Origin of the sequence: Tistrella mobilis (genome assembly GCF_039634785.1) — a bacterium.
GTDB classification, from domain to species: Bacteria; Pseudomonadota; Alphaproteobacteria; order Tistrellales; family Tistrellaceae; genus Tistrella; species Tistrella mobilis.
Genome location: NZ_JBBIAB010000023.1, coordinates 16,854 through 31,952 on the forward strand (window position 1 = coordinate 16,854; position 15,099 = coordinate 31,952).

Sequence of the window (15,099 nt, forward strand, 5' to 3'; positions counted from 1 at the left end):
CGCGGACGCCCGGCCTGGTCAGGGGCTGCCGCCTGACCAGGCCGGGCGTGCCCTTCACCGATGCCGCTTGTTCACCGCCCGCGCGATCCGGTCGCCCGCCGACTGGACCAGCTGGACCAGCACGATGAGCAGCACCACCACCGCGATCATCATCTCGGGCATGAAGCGCTGATAGCCGTAGCGGATGCCCAGATCGCCCAGGCCGCCGCCGCCGACCGCGCCGACCATGGCCGAATAGCCGATCAGCGACACCACCGCCAGCGTCAGCCCGTGCACGATGCCGGGCATGGCTTCGGGCAGCAGCACCTTCAGCACGATCTGGATCGGCTTTGCCCCCATCGCCTGCGCCGCCTCGATCAGGCCGCGGTCGACCTCGCGGATCGCACCCTCGACCAGCCGGGCGATGAAGGGGATGGCGGCCACCGTCAGCGGCACGATCGCGGCCGAGGTGCCGATCGAGGTGCCGGCGACCAGCCGGGTGAAGGGGATGATGGCGACCGCCAGAATGATGAACGGGATGGAGCGGGTGGCGTTGACCACCGCGCCCGCGATCCGGTTCCAGGCCGGCGCGCCGTAAAGTTCGCCCCGGCCGGTGACCGCCACCGACACGCCGATCGGCAGGCCGATCGCGGTGCCGATCAGGGTCGCGACCGCCACCATATAGGCGGTCTCGCCGGTCGCGCGCAGCAGCAGGTCGATGAGCTGGGGCGGGAAGAGCTGATCAAGCCACTGGAACATGAGCCGTAATCCGTGCGTCGAGGCCGAGGCCGTTGATGAAATCCACCACCGAGGCGCCGGCGGTCTCGCCGCCCGGCACCTCGACCAGCATCAGGCCGAAGGGCTTGCCCTGGATGTATTCGATGCGGCCATGGAGGATGTTGACCGCCACCCCCCGTTCGGTCGCGAGCCGGGCGATCGCCGGCTCGAAAGCGGCCGCTCCCTTGAACACGATCCGCACCACCGCATTGCGGTCGCCATCCCTGGCCGCGCCCTCTTCGAAGCGGCGCTTCAGCCCCGAGGGGATGGCAAGGTCCACTTCGCTCGACACGAAGCTGCGGGTGGTCGGGTGTTCGGGCGCGGTGAACACGTCGTAGACCGGGCCCTGTTCGATCACCCGGCCGGCTTCCATCACCGCCACGCGGTCGCAGATTTCGCGGATCACGCCCATTTCATGGGTGATCGCCACCACCGTCAGCCCCAGCCGCCGCTTCAGATCGGCGATCAGGGTCAGGATCTGCTGGGTGGTCTCGGGGTCGAGCGCCGAGGTGATCTCGTCGCAGAGCAGCAGCCGGGGCTCGTTCGACAGGGCGCGGGCGATGCCGACCCGCTGCTTCTGGCCACCCGACAGTTCCGACGGGTAGCGCCCGGCCTTGTCGGCCAGACCCACCAGCTCCAGCAGCGGCTCCACCTTGCGGCGCCGCTCGGCCCGGCCGACCCCGGCCAGTTCCAGCGGCAGCGCCACATTGTCGAACACGGTGCGCGACGAGAGCAGGTTGAAATGCTGGAAGACCATGCCGATCCGCCGCCGGGCCTTGATCAGCCCGGCATCGTCGAGCGCGGTCATATCGGTGCCGTCGACCGTCACCCGGCCCGTGCTCGGCCGCTCCAGCAGGTTGATGCAGCGCACCAGCGTGCTCTTGCCGGCACCGCTGCGCCCGATGATGCCGAAGATTTCTCCGGGCTCGACCCGAAGATCGATCCCGTCCAGGGCTGAAACGGCGGTCGCGGTGCCGCGGGCGGCATAGGTCTTCGCGACAGCTTCCAGCGTGACCATGGCGGTCATGCGCGCATGTCCTTCCGTCATCCGTTGCGCGGATCGACGGCAGGCGGCCGCAATGCCCGCGACAGGATACGGAAAACCCGCGGGCGGAGCGGCTGCCGGCGGGTCGATCCGCCTCTCTTTAGCGGCATTTGTATGGGCGCCCCGCAAGCTGAAGCCTCAAATCGGCGCCATTGGCCGGAGGATAATCAGCGCTCGTCGATGTTGAAAGGAAAGAATGCGCATGAGCGGCATGTGAATGCCGCATGGTGGACCGCGGGGGCCGGATGTGCTTCAACTCCGCCCATGGGCAGCCGGAGTCACCGGCGCGCGACCCTTGCCGGTCGCATCGCTGACGCCCGCAGCAACGAGGACAAGATGAGCTACACGGTCAAGGAGCTGTTCCTGACCCTGCAGGGCGAAGGCGCACAGGCGGGTCGGACCGCCGTGTTCTGCCGCTTCGCGGGGTGCAATCTGTGGTCGGGGCGGGAGCGGGACAGGGCAGGGGCCCTCTGCCGGTTCTGCGACACCGATTTCGTGGGAACCGACGGCGACGGGGGCGGACGCTTCCGCGACGCACAGGATCTGGCGGCGGCCATCGAGGGCTGCTGGGGCGGCGGCCGGATGCGCCGCTATGTCGTCTTCACCGGCGGCGAGCCGCTGCTGCAGCTGGACGAGGCGCTGATCCGTGCGGTCAAGGCACGGGGTTTCGAGATCGCGGTGGAGACCAACGGCACCATCGCGGCCCCCGAGGGCATCGACTGGATCTGCGTCAGCCCCAAGGCGGGGACCGAACTGGTCCAGCGCCGCGGCCACGAGCTGAAGCTGGTTCATCCGCAGGACGGGCTCGACCCCGCGGCGCTGGAAGCGCTCGATTTCGGGGTGATGTGGGTGCAGCCCATGGACGGGCCGGACCGGGCGGTGAACACCGAAGCCGCGGTCGCCTGGTGCCTGGCCCATCCGCGCTGGCGCCTCAGCCTCCAGACCCACAAGCTCATCGGAATCCCCTGATGTTCGAGCTTTCCAAGCAGTTCCGCTTCGAGGCGGCGCATACCCTGCATCGCGTGATCGATGCCGAGCCCAGCCGCCGCATTCACGGCCATTCCTACCGCGCCGAGGTGGTCATCCGCGGCCGCCCCGACCCCGTGACCGGCATGGTGCTGGATCTGGGCCTGTTCGAACGCGCCCTGGCCGGTGCCCGCGACGGGCTGGACCATCGCCTGCTCGACGAGGTGCCGGATCTGGGACCGGCGACCATGGAGAACCTGGCCGCCTGGATCTGGCGCCGGCTGGCCGGCCAGCTGCCCGGTCTTGCCCGGGTGATCGTCCACCGCGACAGCACGGGCGACATCTGCACCTGTTTCGGCCCGGATGCGGGCAGCGGGGTGGCGGCATGACCGGGTCCCCGCGGAATGCCGGCGCGCTGGTCCTGTTCTCGGGCGGGCAGGACAGCGCCACATGCCTCGCCTGGGCGCTGGACCGGTTCGAGCGGGTGGAGACGCTGGGCTTCGACTATGGCCAGCGTCACCGGGTCGAACTCGATTGCCGCAGCACCCTGCGCGAGCGGATGGCCGCACTCGATCCGCGCTGGGCGGCCCGGCTCGGCCCCGATCACACCCTGGATCTGGGCGTGCTGGGCGCGATGTCCGAGACCAGCCTGACCCGCGAGGTGGCGATCGGCCTGCGCGATGACGGCCTGCCCGATACTTTCGTGCCCGGCCGGAACCTGGTCTTCCTCACCTTCGCGGCCGCCCTCGGTTTCCGCCGCGGGCTCGATCATGTCGTGGGCGGCATGTGCGAGACCGATTATTCGGGCTATCCCGACTGCCGCGACGATACGATCAAGGCGCTGCAGGTGGCGCTGAACCTGGGCATGGCGAAACAATTCGTCCTGCACACGCCGCTGATGTGGCTGGACAAGGCGGAAACCTGGGCCCTGGCCCAGCGGCTGGGCGGCACGGCGCTGGTCGATCTGATCGTCGCCGAAAGCCATACCTGCTATCTGGGCATGCGGGGCGATCTGCATGACTGGGGCCATGGCTGCGGCAGCTGCCCGGCTTGCCGCTTGCGCGCCGATGGCCATGCGCGCTATCGGGAGGCCCTGACGTCGGATGGCCCCGCTTCGGATGGCCCCGCTTCGGACGGCTTCGCTTCGGACGGGGGCAGGTCGGGCGACCGGACGCCGGGCCACGAATGACAGAATGACGGGAAGGGTGACGGAGATGGAGATGCGGGGCTTCTTCGCGATCGGGCTGGAGGCGGTGACGCGGCCGATGAATGCCGGCACGCTGTTCCGCGCCGCCTATGCCTTCGGTGCCTCCTATGCCTTCGCCCTCTCGGACGACCGTCTGGGCCGGCGGGCCGCCCAGGCCGATACCTCGGCCTCGGCCCGCCATCTGCCCTTTTTCCGCTTTCCCTCGATCGACGCCCTGCCGATGCCCGAAGGCGCGCTGCTGATCGGGTTCGAGATCGACGACGCGCTCGACACCATGCCCTACATCCCCCATCCCGATCAGGCGGTCTATCTGATCGCGCCGGAAGCGGACGGGCTTTCGGCGGCCGCGCGCAGCCGCGCCTCGGCCGTGATCCGCCTGCCGGGCCGGCTCGCCCTCAACCCGGCCATGGCCGGCGCGCTGGTGATGTACGACCGGATGCTGATCCACGGCCGCTCGGCCCCCCGCCCGGTGGCGTCGAGCGCGGTGCCGGGGCGCCACGGGCGGAACGGCTGACGGTCGGCCCCGAGGAGGGGGGCGTCGGCTGTGGCGGGCATGCAGGCCTGACCGATCGCGCGAAGTGTCGGCAAGATCCGGTTCTGTGCCTTCGAGGCATGCGAGGCGGCGAGCGCCCTCGCTCCCCTCTTTCCATCCCACTGATGTTCTTGATATGTTTTCAGCCTAACGTCAGACGTTCATTCATCCGGGGGTGTCGCCATGTCGGAAGCGGAACGGCACAGGGCAGCGGTGAACGACTGCCGCGCCAGATTGGCAACTGCCATCGAAGAGGGGCTGGAGGATGAGCGCCTCGGCCGGTTGTACGATATCGAGGAGGTTCTTGAGGAATTGCTGGCGCGCTACGACGCCATGATCGCCGCGCGCCCCTCTCTCACACCCCCTGCCGCAACAGAAACTTCTGCAGCTTGCCCGTCGGCGTCCGCGGCAGGCTGTCGACCAGGCGGATGATCCGCGGGATCTTGTAGCGGGCGAGGGCGGCGGTGCAGTGGGCGGTTATCGCCGCCTCGTCGAGGCTGGCATCGGCCTTGGGCACGATGAAGGCGGTGACCGTCTCGCCCCATTCCTCGTGGGGGGTGCCGATCACCGCCGCTTCGGCGACGGCCGGGTGGGCCGCCAGCACATCTTCCACCTCTTTGGAATAGACGTTCTCGCCGCCGGTCACGATCATGTCCTTCAGCCGGTCGACGATGAACAGATAGCCGTCCGCGTCGATCCGGGCCAGATCGCCCGAGCGGTACCAGCCGTCATGGAAGGCGGCGGCGGTCGCTTCGGGATCGTCGTGATAGCCCAGCATCATCGACTGGCAGCGCATCCAGATCTCGCCGGTCTCGCCGGGGGCGGCCTCGGTGGTCTCGTCGCGCATGACCTTGAGATCGGCACCTGCCACGGCGTAGCGGCCGATCGAGCCGGCCTTGGCGACCTGTTCCTCCGGGTAGAGCGCCGTGCCGGTCGGGCCGGTCTCGGTCATGCCGAAAACCTGGTAGAACCGGTCCGACCGGTAGCGCTCCGCCAGCATCCGGGCGGTGACCGCATCGATCGGCCCGCCGCCATAGATCCAGGCCCGGACATGGGAGAGATCGAAGCTGTCGAAATGCGGCAGCATGCGCGGCGGCATCAGGAAGGCGATCGGGGCGCCGAAGAACAGGGTGCAGCGCTCATCCTGCATGGTCTGGACGAAATGCAGCGGATGGTATTCGGGCAGCAGCACCACCGTGGCGCCGACATAGACCGCATTGACCAGCATGTTGTTGAGCGGGAAGCTGTGCCAGACCGGCATGGCCAGCAGAACCCGGTCGGTGGGCCCCAGCCCGTAAACCAGGCTGGATCCCGTGCCTGCCAGCAGCACATTCGCATGCGAATGCAGGCAGCCCTTGGGCCGGCCGGTGGTGCCCGAGGTGTACAGGATCTCAACCGGTTCATCGGCGTCGAGGGCGACGGGCACCGGTGCCGTCGCCGGCGCCGGGCCGGCAAACAGCCCGCCCTCGCCGTCATCGAGCATCAGCATGCGGGCAGCCCCCGCCGCCGAGCCGTCGCCGGCCAGATCGCGATCCACCAGCCAGAGCGTCGCGCCCGAATGCTGCAGGATATAGGCGGTCTCTGGTGCCGCCAGCTTGTGGTTGACCGGCACGGTGACCGCCCCGGCCCGCACCGCGCCGAAGAAGGCCGTCACCCATTCCACCGTGTTGCGGCCATGGATCGCGACCGCATCCCCCCTGGTGACGCCTGCCGCCTGCAACCGGGCGGCGGCATCGTCGGCCGCGGCATCCAGATCGGCGAAACTCAGCCGCCGGCCGCCGCCGACCAGCGCCTCGCGGCCGGCGAATTTGCGGGCGGCACTCCGCAGCACATCGTCCAGCGTCCACATTCTTCTGTTTCCTCCAGGGGGCGGCCATTCGGGCCGTGATTTGGGACCGTGCTTGTCGGGACAATGTTCTCAAGCGATGCGGCTGCACGGGCTCAACCGGCACCGCTACGCGGACGGGGGCCCAGTGCCTGAACGCAAAAGCGTGCGATCGCCGCGCCCAGCCGGGCGTCTCTTTCCGGGTCTGTGGCCGATGCTTCCGGGGGCTGGGTCAGGGGGCTGGCCATGGCCTCGGCGATTGCTCCCACGATCGCGGCAGCCACGATGTCCGCGTCCTGTGGTGCGATCTCACCGGTGGCGATCCCTTCACGCACAAGTTGTGCAAATATATCGCGATAGGGCTGGCGATAGCGCAGCCGCTCCGCCTCGATCGCCGGGTCCACCGGCTCGGCGAGCAGGGCCCAGGCGAGGCGTGGCCCCTTCAGGGCCCGCCGGGCAAAGGTCTCGACCACGCCGGCCAGGCGCTCCCGAGCGGTTCCCGGCCCCGCCGCACGCCGGGCGCAGGCGTCTATCTCGCGCTGGCTCGCCCGGCGAAACACCTCTTCGAACAGGTCGGCCTTGGAGGGAAAATACCGGTAGAGCAGGCCGGTGGAGACCTCGGCCCTGGCGGCGATGGCCGGCATGCTGGCGGCCGCATAGCCGCCCGATGCGACCAGCGCCAGTGCTGCGGTCACGATCTCCTCCCGGGTGCGGGCAAGCCGCTCCTCCATCATTTTTGTGCGTCGGTATGCCATGCTCAAAAATTGAACCACCTTTCATTTCTTATTGCAAGCGCCGGAGGCCGTGCTTTATGGTTGCTGAAATTATAACAAAAAGAAGAAATGCATACGAGTTGACGAAACGATCGCGTTCGTATGCAATCAAGTCGAATCCGGTATGTACGGATGGTGTGTCGGGCGGGAGGCGTGCCCGAGGTCCCGATGGATGATCGCCGACAGTCTCGCCGGACGCGATCTCAGGGCCAGGGGCGTCTCCCGTTGTCCGCCAGACTCGCGAAGGTCGCGAGTCGGCACATGACATGCCGTCGCCAAAGTCATGGACATCGCCGACATGCTCGAAACAGTCGATGGGGAGAGTGTCTTCCTGTGGCGTGGGGAAGGCGAGGTGCAGCCCACCGTCCTCGCCCGTGGCCCGTGGAGCGAGACGGCCCAGCATGGCGGGGCCCCGGCCGCCCTGCTGGTTCATGCCGCCGAAAAAGCTCTGGGAGGGCCGGGGTGGCTGCTCAGCCGCATGACGCTGGAATTGCTGCGCCCGGTGCCGGTGGCCCCCCTGCGTCTGGCGATCCGCGGCCGGCGCGGCCGGTCGGTGCGTCGCGCCGAAGTGACGTTGAAAGCCGGGGATTGCGAGGTCGCGCGCGGTGTGGCCGTGCTGATGCGCGAGGAGGCCATAGAACTGGGGGCGCCAGCGGTTTGCGGTCCCCGGTTGCCGCCGCCGGCAGATTGTACCGAGCCGGTGCGGATCCCCGGGATGCCGGACGCCCGTTCCTTCCACTATACAGCGATGGAATCGCGGGTGGCGGCAGGCTCGGTGACCCGCCCCGGACCGGCCGCGGTCTGGTTCCGGCTTGCCGTGCCGCTGGTCGACGGTGTTCCGAACTCGCCGGCCATGCGGGTGATGGCGGCTGCCGATTTCGGCAACGGCATCAGCTGGGTGCTGCCGCCCGACCGGTTCACCTTCGTCAACACCGATCTGACCGTCCATCTCCACCGGGCGCCGGTCGGGGAATGGGTGGGGGTGGATGCGACCACCGTCATGCAGCCCCACGGTGTGGGGCTGACCACCTCGCGCCTGGTCGATGAGCTGGGCGAGATCGGCATCGCCATGCAGGGGCTGGTGGTTCGCCAGCGGGCCGCGGCGGCCGCCTGACGACCGCTGCCGCCCGACTCGCTGTCAGGTGGCGCCCGATCCGCCGTCAGGCCAGCACGACCCGCCGTCAGGCCAGGACGATCCGGGTTCCGGCCTGTTCCGCCGCCTCGCTCAGATGCCGCGGCGGGGCGCGGTCGGTGACCAGCCGGTCGATCTCGGGCAGATCCGCAATCCGCACCGGGGCGCTGCGGGTGAATTTGGACGCCGCCCCCACCGCCACCACCATGCGGGCGGCGCGGATCATCGCCTGTTTGGCGGCCACCTTGTGCAGGTCGAAATCCATCAGCGCGCCGGTTTCGTCTATCCCTGAGAAGCCGATGATCGCGACATCGCAGCGGAAGCGCGCAAGCCCCGCCTGGGTGGTGTCGCCGATCAGCGATCCGTCGGGGCCATGGATGCTGCCGCCGGTGACGAAGATTTCGGACCGGGGGCAGTTTTCCGGCCTGCCCGCCGCCAGCAGCATCGCCGCGGGCAGGCTGTTGGTCACGATGGTCAGCCCGCCGCGTGGCGCCAGCGCGCGCGCCACCGCTTCCACCGTCGTGCCGACATCCAGGAAAACCGCGGCGCCGTCGGGCACCAGCTCGGCCGCGCGCCGGCCGATCGCATCCTTGGCGTCGGTCTGGCTCAGGCGCTTTTCGGCATAGGCGGGGCGGATCGCCGGCTCCACCACACCCGCGCCGCCATGAAAGCGTTGCAGCAGTTTCAGCGCATCCAGCCGGATGATCTCGCGCCGTATGGTCTGGGCCGAGACGTCGAACTGCCGCGCCAGCGCATCGATGGTCGCGAAGCCCTGCTCGCGGACGATGCGCAGAATGTCGTACTGGCGCTGGCTCACCGCCTCGCCACTGTCCAGGATCACGTTCTCTCCGGTCGGCACCTGCCGTGCATCCTTCGTCACCGATGGCGTCGCCGCACTGGACGGCGACAGAATTGGAAGATAATTTACACAGACCCCCGCCGGGCCGCGAGCCCGGTTCCGTTCCGACCGGAGATCTTCATGGAACCGTCGCTCTTCGTGGCAGAAGGCAGGCTGTGGCGCAATGATGATGCGCAGTGCCGCGTGTTCGACCCCTGGTCCCTGATCTGGCAGCCGGTCGATGCCCTGCCGGCAGGGGCCCGTGCGATCACGGCCGAGGCGGCGCTCGCCGAACTGGCTGCCGCCAACCGCATCCGCCGCCTGCCGGTCGCGGTGATCGGCCCGCGCGAACCGGTGGGCGACCAGGAAGCCACCGCCGCCGCCGTCGGTGCGGCGATCGCCTCTCTGGGCCTGGTTCTGCTCACCGGCGGCAAGGGCGGCGTGATGGCCGCGGCCAGCCGCGGTGCCGCGGAAAATGGTGGTCTGGTGCTGGGTTACGTGCCGGATGAAGACTGGCGGATGGCCAACCCCCATGTCACCGTGCCGCTCGCCACCGGCATCGGCCCGGTGCGCAATGCGTTGATCGCCCGCGCCTGCCCGGTGCTGATCGCGGTCGGTGGCGGCTACGGCACGCTGTCGGAAATCGCCTATGGCCTGCATTTCGACAAGCTGGTGCTGACCATCGCCGACGCGCCGGTGGTGGACGGCGCCGTCATCTGCCGCGATGTGGCCGACATCCGCGCCCGGGTCGCCCGGCGCATGCTCGCCCTCGACGGGCCGCTCTGACCGGCCCTGCCCGGGCATCGCTCCTCCCGTCGTCGTTCCGTCGCCAGATCTGTAATCAAACGATCATTGGCGGCTGGAATGGAAGAAAACGATAATGCGCCGGTCTCGCCCCGCCGGTCTCATGTCCGTTGACCCGGGCGTGGCGGGGTTTCCCGGCACCGGACGGTTTCAATGGCGCTCGTCACCGCATGCTACCTGCTCTACCTGGCGGCGCCGATCGCGCTGCTGGTGCTGGGCTCGTTCGGCGACAGCTGGACCGGCACGCTGCTGCCTTCGGGTTTCACCACCCGCTGGTATGAAGAACTGCTCGCCGATGCCAGCTTCCGCCGCGCCTTCTTCACCAGCCTGAAGGTGCTGGCGGCCACGGCCATGATCGATGCACTGATCGCCGTGCCCGCCGCCTATGCCATCCATTCCGCCGCCAGCCGCGGCGTGCGCACTGCGGCGCGCATCGCCTCGCTGATGCCGGTGGCGGTGCCGGAACTGGTGCTGGGCTTCGGCTTCATCCTGGTGTTTTCCTCGTCGACCCTGCCATGGCTCGGCACGTTCGAGCTGCTGGTGGCTGCCCATGTGGTCCTGACCCTGCCCTATCTCATGAACACGCTTCTCGCCGATATGCAGACGCTGGGCCTCGCCCGGATCGAGGCGGCGGCGGCAACGCTCGGCGCCGGTTTCCGCCGGCGTTTCGTCGACATCGTGCTGCCGTCGCTGCGCCACAGCCTGACCTCGGGGCTGGTGATGGTCGCCGCGCTCTCGATCGGCGAATTCCAGCTCTCCAACCTGGTCGCCGGCTTCCTGGACCGGACCTATCCGATCGTGCTGCTCCAGGCCTTCTACGGCGCCACCGGCTTTGCCTGTGCCGCGACCGTCGTGCTGCTGGCGCTGGCGACGCTGGCCGCCGGTGCTTCCGCACTTGCCGCCGCCGGCGGCCGGCGCGCCCGGGCGGGAGGCTGATCCCATGAGCGTGCATTTCGATGCGGTTTCCTTCCGCTATCCCTCGGGCGGTGCCGGCGTGTCGGACATCGATCTGGAGATCGGCGATGGCGAGCTGCTGGCGGTGATCGGGCCGTCGGGCTCGGGCAAGACCACTCTGCTGCGCCTGCTTTCGGGCTTCGTGGTGCCCGATCGGGGCCGGATCCTGATCGACGGCCGCGATGTCGCCCGGGTGCCGGTCAAGGACCGGGCGCTGGGCGTGGTGTTCCAGGCCTATGCGCTGTTCCCGCACATGACCGCGGCCGAGAACGTCGCCTATCCGCTGAAGCTGCGCGGGGTGGGCCGCACCGCCCGCATGGCCCGCGCCGCCGAGGCGCTGGAGAAGGTGGGGCTCGGCGGTTTCGCGAACCGCCAGCCGGCCTCGCTGTCGGGCGGCCAGCAGCAGCGCGTGGCCCTGGCCCGGGCCCTGGTCTTCGGGCCGCGGGCGCTGCTGCTCGACGAACCGCTCTCGGCGCTGGATGCCGGGCTTCGGGCCGGCATGCGTGACGAGATCCTGCGCGTTCAGCGCGCGGCCGGCATCGCCACCCTGTTCGTGACCCATGATCAGGAAGAGGCGCTGTCGATGGCCGACCGCGTCGCCGTGCTGAAAGACGGCCGCCTGCTTCAGGTCGACACGCCCCGCGGGCTGTACGAGCGGCCGGTGGATGCGACCGTGGCGGGCTTTGTCGGCCACGCCAATCTCTGGCCGGGCCGGGTGGCGGCCGACGGGCTGGTCGAGACCGCGATCGGGCCGATCCGCACCGCCACGGGCGGTTTCGCCCCGGGCGACGCCGTCACCGTGATGGTCCGCCCGGAAGAGGTCTCCGCCGAACCCGCCGCAGATGCCGCCAACCGCTTCGCCGGCCGGATCGCGGCCGATCGTTTTCTCGGCAATCTCCGCCGCCTGGACCTCGAGGTTCCGGGCGGGCTGGTGAAGGTCGAGACCCGCCGTCGCGATGCGATCGATGCGGTCGCCATCGCGCCCGAGGCCGTCCGGCTGCTGCCGGCCGGTCTCTGACCGTCACCGTCTCCCTGCACGCTGATCCCCCAGCACCCGACCACAGCACCAGTCGAACGGGACCGATCCGATGACCATGAGCCTCTGGAAGAAGACGGCCGCCGCCCTGATGATGGCGGCCGGCACCTTCGCCGCCACCACCGCCGCAACCCCGGCCCTCGCCCAGCCGCTGGATGGCGGCGAGCTTTATCAGGGCGAGCAGGCCCTCTACGACGCCGCGCGCGACGAGGGGCTGGTGGTCTCGTTCGACACCGGCCCGACCTGGGCGAACTGGGCCGCCCAGTTCAAGGCCTTCAAGGCCCGCTATCCGGGCGTCGAGATCGTCTATAACGATCTGGGCTCGGCCGCGACCGTGGTGGCACTCGACAAGTCGCGCAACCGGCCGCAGGCGGACACCGCCTATTACTTCGCGGGTTCGGCCCTCGATGCCGCCGAGAAGGGCGTGGTCGCCGATTTCAAGCCGGTGAATTTCGACCGTCTGCCCGAACCCTTCCGTCATCCGGCCGGCCAGTGGTTCACCATTCACACCCTGAACGTGGCCTTCCTGGTGAATACGAAGCTGGTCAAGCAGGTCCCCCAGAGCTGGGCCGATCTGCTGGGCGAGGCCTATCGCAATTCGGTGGTCTATCTGGATCCGCGCACGGCCGGTCAGGGCCAGGTGGTGACCATCGCCGCCGCCTTCGGCAATGGCGGCAGCATGGACGACGTCCAGCCGGGCATCGACTATCTGGGCAGGTTGCACAAGGCCGGCAACGTGCTGCGCACCGTGGGCACCACGCCTTACGCCCAGTTCGTGAAGGGCGAGATCCCGATCTGGATCGGCTACGAGAATGACGGGCTGAAGGCCAGATATGTCGACGGCATGGGCGACGACGTCGCGGTGGTGATCCCTGCCGAAGCCTCGGCCGCGGCACCCTATGCGATCAGCCTGGTCAAGGACGGCCCGAACCCGAATGCCGGCAAGCTCTGGCTGAACTACATCATGACCGACAAGGGCCAGACCACCTTTGCCGAGGGGTTCGTGCGCCCGTCGGTGCCGGGTGTGAAGCTGCCCGAAGAGGTGCTGGCGAAGCTGCCCGAGGCGCCGCAGATCCGCCCGGTGGATGTCGCCAAGGCGCGTGATGCCAAGCCCGCCATCGATGCCGGCTGGGCCAAGGCCGTGCTCGGCCAGTAATCCGCCCGCGTCCTCGCGCCTGCTGCGGCACGGTGCCGGCCGATCCGGTGCCGTGCCCGCCGGCGTTTTCAACCGTCTCTCTTCTTCAGGACCAGCCCCCATGACCCTGCCGCCCCGGCTCCTGATCCTGCTGTCGCTGCCGGCGCTCGTCACGATGGCGGTGTTTTTCGTGCTGCCGCTCGCCGTGCTGGTGGGGGAGACGGGCGAGGGGGGCGGTGCCGCCTATCTCAGGCTCGTCGACGATCCGGTCTTCTGGCAGGGGCTGAAGGGCACGCTGGTGCTGGGCACGGTGGCCCCGGCGCTCTCGGTCGTGGTCGGCTTCTGCGTGGCGCTGCATCTGGCGCGGCTGCCCGAGGGCCGGCGCCAGGGGCTGCTGTTCCTGCTCTCCCTGCCGCTCACCTTCTCAGGGCTTATCGTCGCCTACGGCTTCATCCTGGTCTTCGGCCGCGCGGGCTTTTTCACCCTGCTGCTGGCCGAACTGGGCGCCGATCCGGCGGTGGTGGGGGCGATGATCTTCACGCCCGCGGGGCTCGGCTTCGCCTATTGCTATTACCTGATCCCGCGCGTGGTGCTGGTGATGCTGCCGGTTCTGGTCAATTTCGACACGCGCCAGATGGATGCGGCCGAAAGCCTGGGCGCGGGCCGCTTCGCCGCCTTCCGCGACGTGCTGCTGCCCCAGGTGACCCCGGCACTGATCGCCGCCTTCTGCCTGACCGCGGCGGTGGCGATCGGTGCCTATGGCACGGCGCTCGCCCTGGTCGGCACCCAGGTGCAGATCCTGCCGCTGCTGCTGTTCTCGAAGATCTCGGAAACCGGCGCCGATCTGCCGGCGGCGGCCGCGGCCTCGGTGGTGCTGATGGCGGTCTGCTGTGCGGTCATGGGCCTGGCCGAAGCCCTGGGCGGGCTCCGGCGCAGGGGGTGAGGGGGGAGGCGAGGTTTCCTCCCCCGGTCGGCGGAACGATCAGCGATAGGGGAAGCCGGCCTTCTCCATCAGGGCCGAATAATCCTTCAGGATCTGCACCACCTTGCCGGCGCGCGGGCTGGTCGCGGCGATCTCGTCCCAGAACCGTTCGGCATCCTTTTCGACCTGCGACCATTCCTCGCGCGGGATCGAGGTCAGCTCCATCTTCTTGCCGTTGACGCGCAGATTGGCCTCGCCGCCCCAGTACCAGACCTGGCGGTAGTAATGCGACTGGTCGATCGTGGTCAGGAACAGCTGCTTCAGGTGCGGCGGCACCTTCTCCCAGCTCTTGCTGTTGGCGAAATAGGATCCGCACCAGGCGCCGCAGATATTGTTGGTCAGCGCGTAATTGCAGACATCCGCCCAGCCCACTTCATAGGCCTCGGTGAAGCCGCACCAGGCGACGCCGTCCAGCTGGCCGGTCTGGATCGCGACCTCGACATCGTCCCAGGGCACGGTCACCGGGATCAGGCCGTAGCGCGACAGGAACTTGCCGGCGGTCGGCACGCCGAAGACGCGCTTGCCGCGCATATCGGCCAGCGAGCGGATCGGCTCCTTGGTGAAGACATGCAGCGGATCCCAGGCGCCGGCCGACAGCCATTCCACGCCGTCGATCTCGTCATAGGCTTCTTTCCAGATCTCGTTCAGCCCATAGCGCTGGAACAGCACCGGCAGGTCCAGGCTGAAGCGGCAGGAGAAGGGGAAATAGCCGCCGAACACCGCCACATCGGCGGGCGAGGCCATGGTCGCGTCGTCCGACTGCACCGCATCGATGGTGCCGTTCTGCAGCGCGCGGAACAGTTCGGCCGTCGGCACCAGCTGGTCGGCGTAATAGAGCTCGATCTCCATCTCGCCATTGGCCGCCGCATTGAAGGCCTCGATCTGCGGCTTGATCACATGGGCGCCCAGCGGCGCGCCCGAATAGGTCTGCAGCCGCCAGCGGATCTTGGACTGGGCATGCACCGCCGGGGCGGCGAAGGTGGTGCTGGCCGCCAGCGCCGCGCCGCCGATGCCGGCGGTCTTCAGGAACTGTCGCCGGCTTCCCGCGACCGGATCGGCCGAGGACGTCTTCTTCTCGATGTCGCTCATGTCGTTCGTCTCCTGGAAGCGGTGC

The 15,099-nt window shown here is 68.9% G+C and carries 16 protein-coding genes; 10 read left to right on the plus strand and 6 right to left on the minus strand.

Annotated elements, in window-relative coordinates:
* Nucleotides 1-54: 54 nt before the first annotated feature.
* Together WI697_RS23040 and WI697_RS23045 are read right to left on the minus strand one after the other, a co-directional pair.
* Complete coding sequence (locus tag WI697_RS23040; RefSeq protein WP_062764631.1) at nucleotides 55-738, minus strand: methionine ABC transporter permease; 684 nt, start codon at nucleotides 736-738, stop codon at nucleotides 55-57.
* Entirely contained in the window at nucleotides 722-1,774 is a 1,053-nt protein-coding gene (locus WI697_RS23045; protein ID WP_385999960.1) for a methionine ABC transporter ATP-binding protein, read from the minus strand. Before WI697_RS23045 ends, WI697_RS23040 begins: the two co-directional genes overlap by 17 nt.
* 363 nt (nucleotides 1,775-2,137) lie before the next feature.
* Here WI697_RS23045 and queE point away from each other — a divergent pair, with 363 nt between their 5' ends.
* Genes queE through WI697_RS23065 form a run of 4 tightly spaced genes read left to right on the plus strand, consistent with a single transcriptional unit; the run spans nucleotide 2,138 to nucleotide 4,488 of the window.
* The gene (gene queE, locus WI697_RS23050; RefSeq protein WP_345960053.1) at nucleotides 2,138-2,770 is read left to right on the plus strand and encodes a 7-carboxy-7-deazaguanine synthase; all 633 of its coding nucleotides are present in this window, start codon (nucleotides 2,138-2,140) and stop codon (nucleotides 2,768-2,770) included.
* A complete protein-coding gene (locus WI697_RS23055) occupies nucleotides 2,770-3,156 on the plus strand; it encodes a 6-pyruvoyl trahydropterin synthase family protein (RefSeq protein WP_296716662.1) in 387 nt (128 codons plus the stop codon). Before queE ends, WI697_RS23055 begins: the two co-directional genes overlap by 1 nt.
* Nucleotides 3,153-3,956, plus strand: coding sequence for a 7-cyano-7-deazaguanine synthase QueC (gene queC / locus WI697_RS23060; RefSeq protein WP_345960054.1), 804 nt, complete (start codon nucleotides 3,153-3,155; stop codon nucleotides 3,954-3,956). Before WI697_RS23055 ends, queC begins: the two co-directional genes overlap by 4 nt.
* A 31-nt stretch (nucleotides 3,957-3,987) precedes the next feature.
* On the plus strand, nucleotides 3,988-4,488 hold the full coding sequence (locus tag WI697_RS23065; protein WP_345960055.1) for a TrmH family RNA methyltransferase: 501 nt from the start codon (nucleotides 3,988-3,990) through the stop codon (nucleotides 4,486-4,488).
* Nucleotides 4,489-4,861: 373 nt separating this feature from the next.
* Here the strand turns inward: WI697_RS23065 and WI697_RS23070 are convergent, their stop codons facing one another.
* On the minus strand, nucleotides 4,862-6,355 hold the full coding sequence (locus WI697_RS23070) for a class I adenylate-forming enzyme family protein (protein WP_345960056.1): 1,494 nt from the start codon (nucleotides 6,353-6,355) through the stop codon (nucleotides 4,862-4,864).
* Nucleotides 6,356-6,447: 92 nt separating this feature from the next.
* Complete coding sequence (locus WI697_RS23075; protein ID WP_385999944.1) at nucleotides 6,448-7,086, minus strand: TetR/AcrR family transcriptional regulator; 639 nt, start codon at nucleotides 7,084-7,086, stop codon at nucleotides 6,448-6,450.
* Nucleotides 7,087-7,402: 316 nt separating this feature from the next.
* Between WI697_RS23075 and WI697_RS23080 the strand changes: the two genes are divergently transcribed.
* Entirely contained in the window at nucleotides 7,403-8,218 is an 816-nt protein-coding gene (locus WI697_RS23080; protein ID WP_345960058.1) for a thioesterase family protein, read from the plus strand.
* Nucleotides 8,219-8,285: 67 nt separating this feature from the next.
* On the opposite strand, the gene WI697_RS23085 is transcribed toward WI697_RS23080, so the two are convergent.
* Nucleotides 8,286-9,095, minus strand: a complete 810-nt coding sequence (locus WI697_RS23085) for a DeoR/GlpR family DNA-binding transcription regulator (RefSeq protein WP_062764611.1) — start codon at nucleotides 9,093-9,095, stop codon at nucleotides 8,286-8,288.
* 120 nt (nucleotides 9,096-9,215) lie between these two features.
* On the opposite strand from WI697_RS23085, the gene WI697_RS23090 reads away from it, so the two are divergent.
* The 5 genes from WI697_RS23090 (at nucleotide 9,216) to WI697_RS23110 (ending at nucleotide 13,946) form a co-directional block, all read left to right on the plus strand.
* On the plus strand, nucleotides 9,216-9,860 hold the full coding sequence (locus WI697_RS23090; protein WP_345960059.1) for an SLOG cluster 4 domain-containing protein: 645 nt from the start codon (nucleotides 9,216-9,218) through the stop codon (nucleotides 9,858-9,860).
* 171 nt (nucleotides 9,861-10,031) lie between these two features.
* Nucleotides 10,032-10,814, plus strand: a complete 783-nt coding sequence (locus WI697_RS23095; protein ID WP_345960060.1) for an ABC transporter permease — start codon at nucleotides 10,032-10,034, stop codon at nucleotides 10,812-10,814.
* Nucleotides 10,815-10,818: 4 nt separating this feature from the next.
* Nucleotides 10,819-11,850, plus strand: coding sequence for an ABC transporter ATP-binding protein (locus tag WI697_RS23100; RefSeq protein ID WP_062764602.1), 1,032 nt, complete (start codon nucleotides 10,819-10,821; stop codon nucleotides 11,848-11,850).
* 76 nt (nucleotides 11,851-11,926) lie between these two features.
* The gene (locus WI697_RS23105; protein WP_385999957.1) at nucleotides 11,927-13,024 is read left to right on the plus strand and encodes an extracellular solute-binding protein; all 1,098 of its coding nucleotides are present in this window, start codon (nucleotides 11,927-11,929) and stop codon (nucleotides 13,022-13,024) included.
* Between the two features lie 100 nt (nucleotides 13,025-13,124).
* A complete protein-coding gene (locus WI697_RS23110; RefSeq protein WP_014748572.1) occupies nucleotides 13,125-13,946 on the plus strand; it encodes an ABC transporter permease in 822 nt (273 codons plus the stop codon).
* 39 nt (nucleotides 13,947-13,985) lie between these two features.
* Here WI697_RS23110 and WI697_RS23115 read toward each other — a convergent pair whose 3' ends face one another.
* Nucleotides 13,986-15,074: a TRAP transporter substrate-binding protein gene (locus WI697_RS23115; RefSeq protein WP_345960061.1), complete on the minus strand. Its 1,089-nt coding sequence runs from the start codon at nucleotides 15,072-15,074 to the stop codon at nucleotides 13,986-13,988.
* Nucleotides 15,075-15,099: the final 25 nt, after the last annotated feature.

Bases quoted from the DNA above. Each gene is read 5' to 3' on its own strand.
- WI697_RS23040 (WP_062764631.1), bottom strand. From the start codon at position 738: ATGTTCCAGTGGCTTGATCAGCTCTTCCCGCCCCAGCTCATCGACCTG.
- WI697_RS23045 (WP_385999960.1), bottom strand. From the start codon at position 1,774: ATGGTCACGCTGGAAGCTGTCGCGAAGACCTATGCCGCCCGCGGCACC.
- queE (WP_345960053.1), top strand. From the start codon at position 2,138: ATGAGCTACACGGTCAAGGAGCTGTTCCTGACCCTGCAGGGCGAAGGC.
- WI697_RS23055 (WP_296716662.1), top strand. From the start codon at position 2,770: ATGTTCGAGCTTTCCAAGCAGTTCCGCTTCGAGGCGGCGCATACCCTG.
- queC (WP_345960054.1), top strand. From the start codon at position 3,153: ATGACCGGGTCCCCGCGGAATGCCGGCGCGCTGGTCCTGTTCTCGGGC.
- WI697_RS23065 (WP_345960055.1), top strand. From the start codon at position 3,988: ATGCGGGGCTTCTTCGCGATCGGGCTGGAGGCGGTGACGCGGCCGATG.
- WI697_RS23070 (WP_345960056.1), bottom strand. From the start codon at position 6,355: ATGTGGACGCTGGACGATGTGCTGCGGAGTGCCGCCCGCAAATTCGCC.
- WI697_RS23075 (WP_385999944.1), bottom strand. From the start codon at position 7,086: ATGGCATACCGACGCACAAAAATGATGGAGGAGCGGCTTGCCCGCACC.
- WI697_RS23080 (WP_345960058.1), top strand. From the start codon at position 7,403: ATGCTCGAAACAGTCGATGGGGAGAGTGTCTTCCTGTGGCGTGGGGAA.
- WI697_RS23090 (WP_345960059.1), top strand. From the start codon at position 9,216: ATGGAACCGTCGCTCTTCGTGGCAGAAGGCAGGCTGTGGCGCAATGAT.
- WI697_RS23095 (WP_345960060.1), top strand. From the start codon at position 10,032: ATGGCGCTCGTCACCGCATGCTACCTGCTCTACCTGGCGGCGCCGATC.
- WI697_RS23100 (WP_062764602.1), top strand. From the start codon at position 10,819: ATGAGCGTGCATTTCGATGCGGTTTCCTTCCGCTATCCCTCGGGCGGT.
- WI697_RS23105 (WP_385999957.1), top strand. From the start codon at position 11,927: ATGAGCCTCTGGAAGAAGACGGCCGCCGCCCTGATGATGGCGGCCGGC.
- WI697_RS23110 (WP_014748572.1), top strand. From the start codon at position 13,125: ATGACCCTGCCGCCCCGGCTCCTGATCCTGCTGTCGCTGCCGGCGCTC.
- WI697_RS23115 (WP_345960061.1), bottom strand. From the start codon at position 15,074: ATGAGCGACATCGAGAAGAAGACGTCCTCGGCCGATCCGGTCGCGGGA.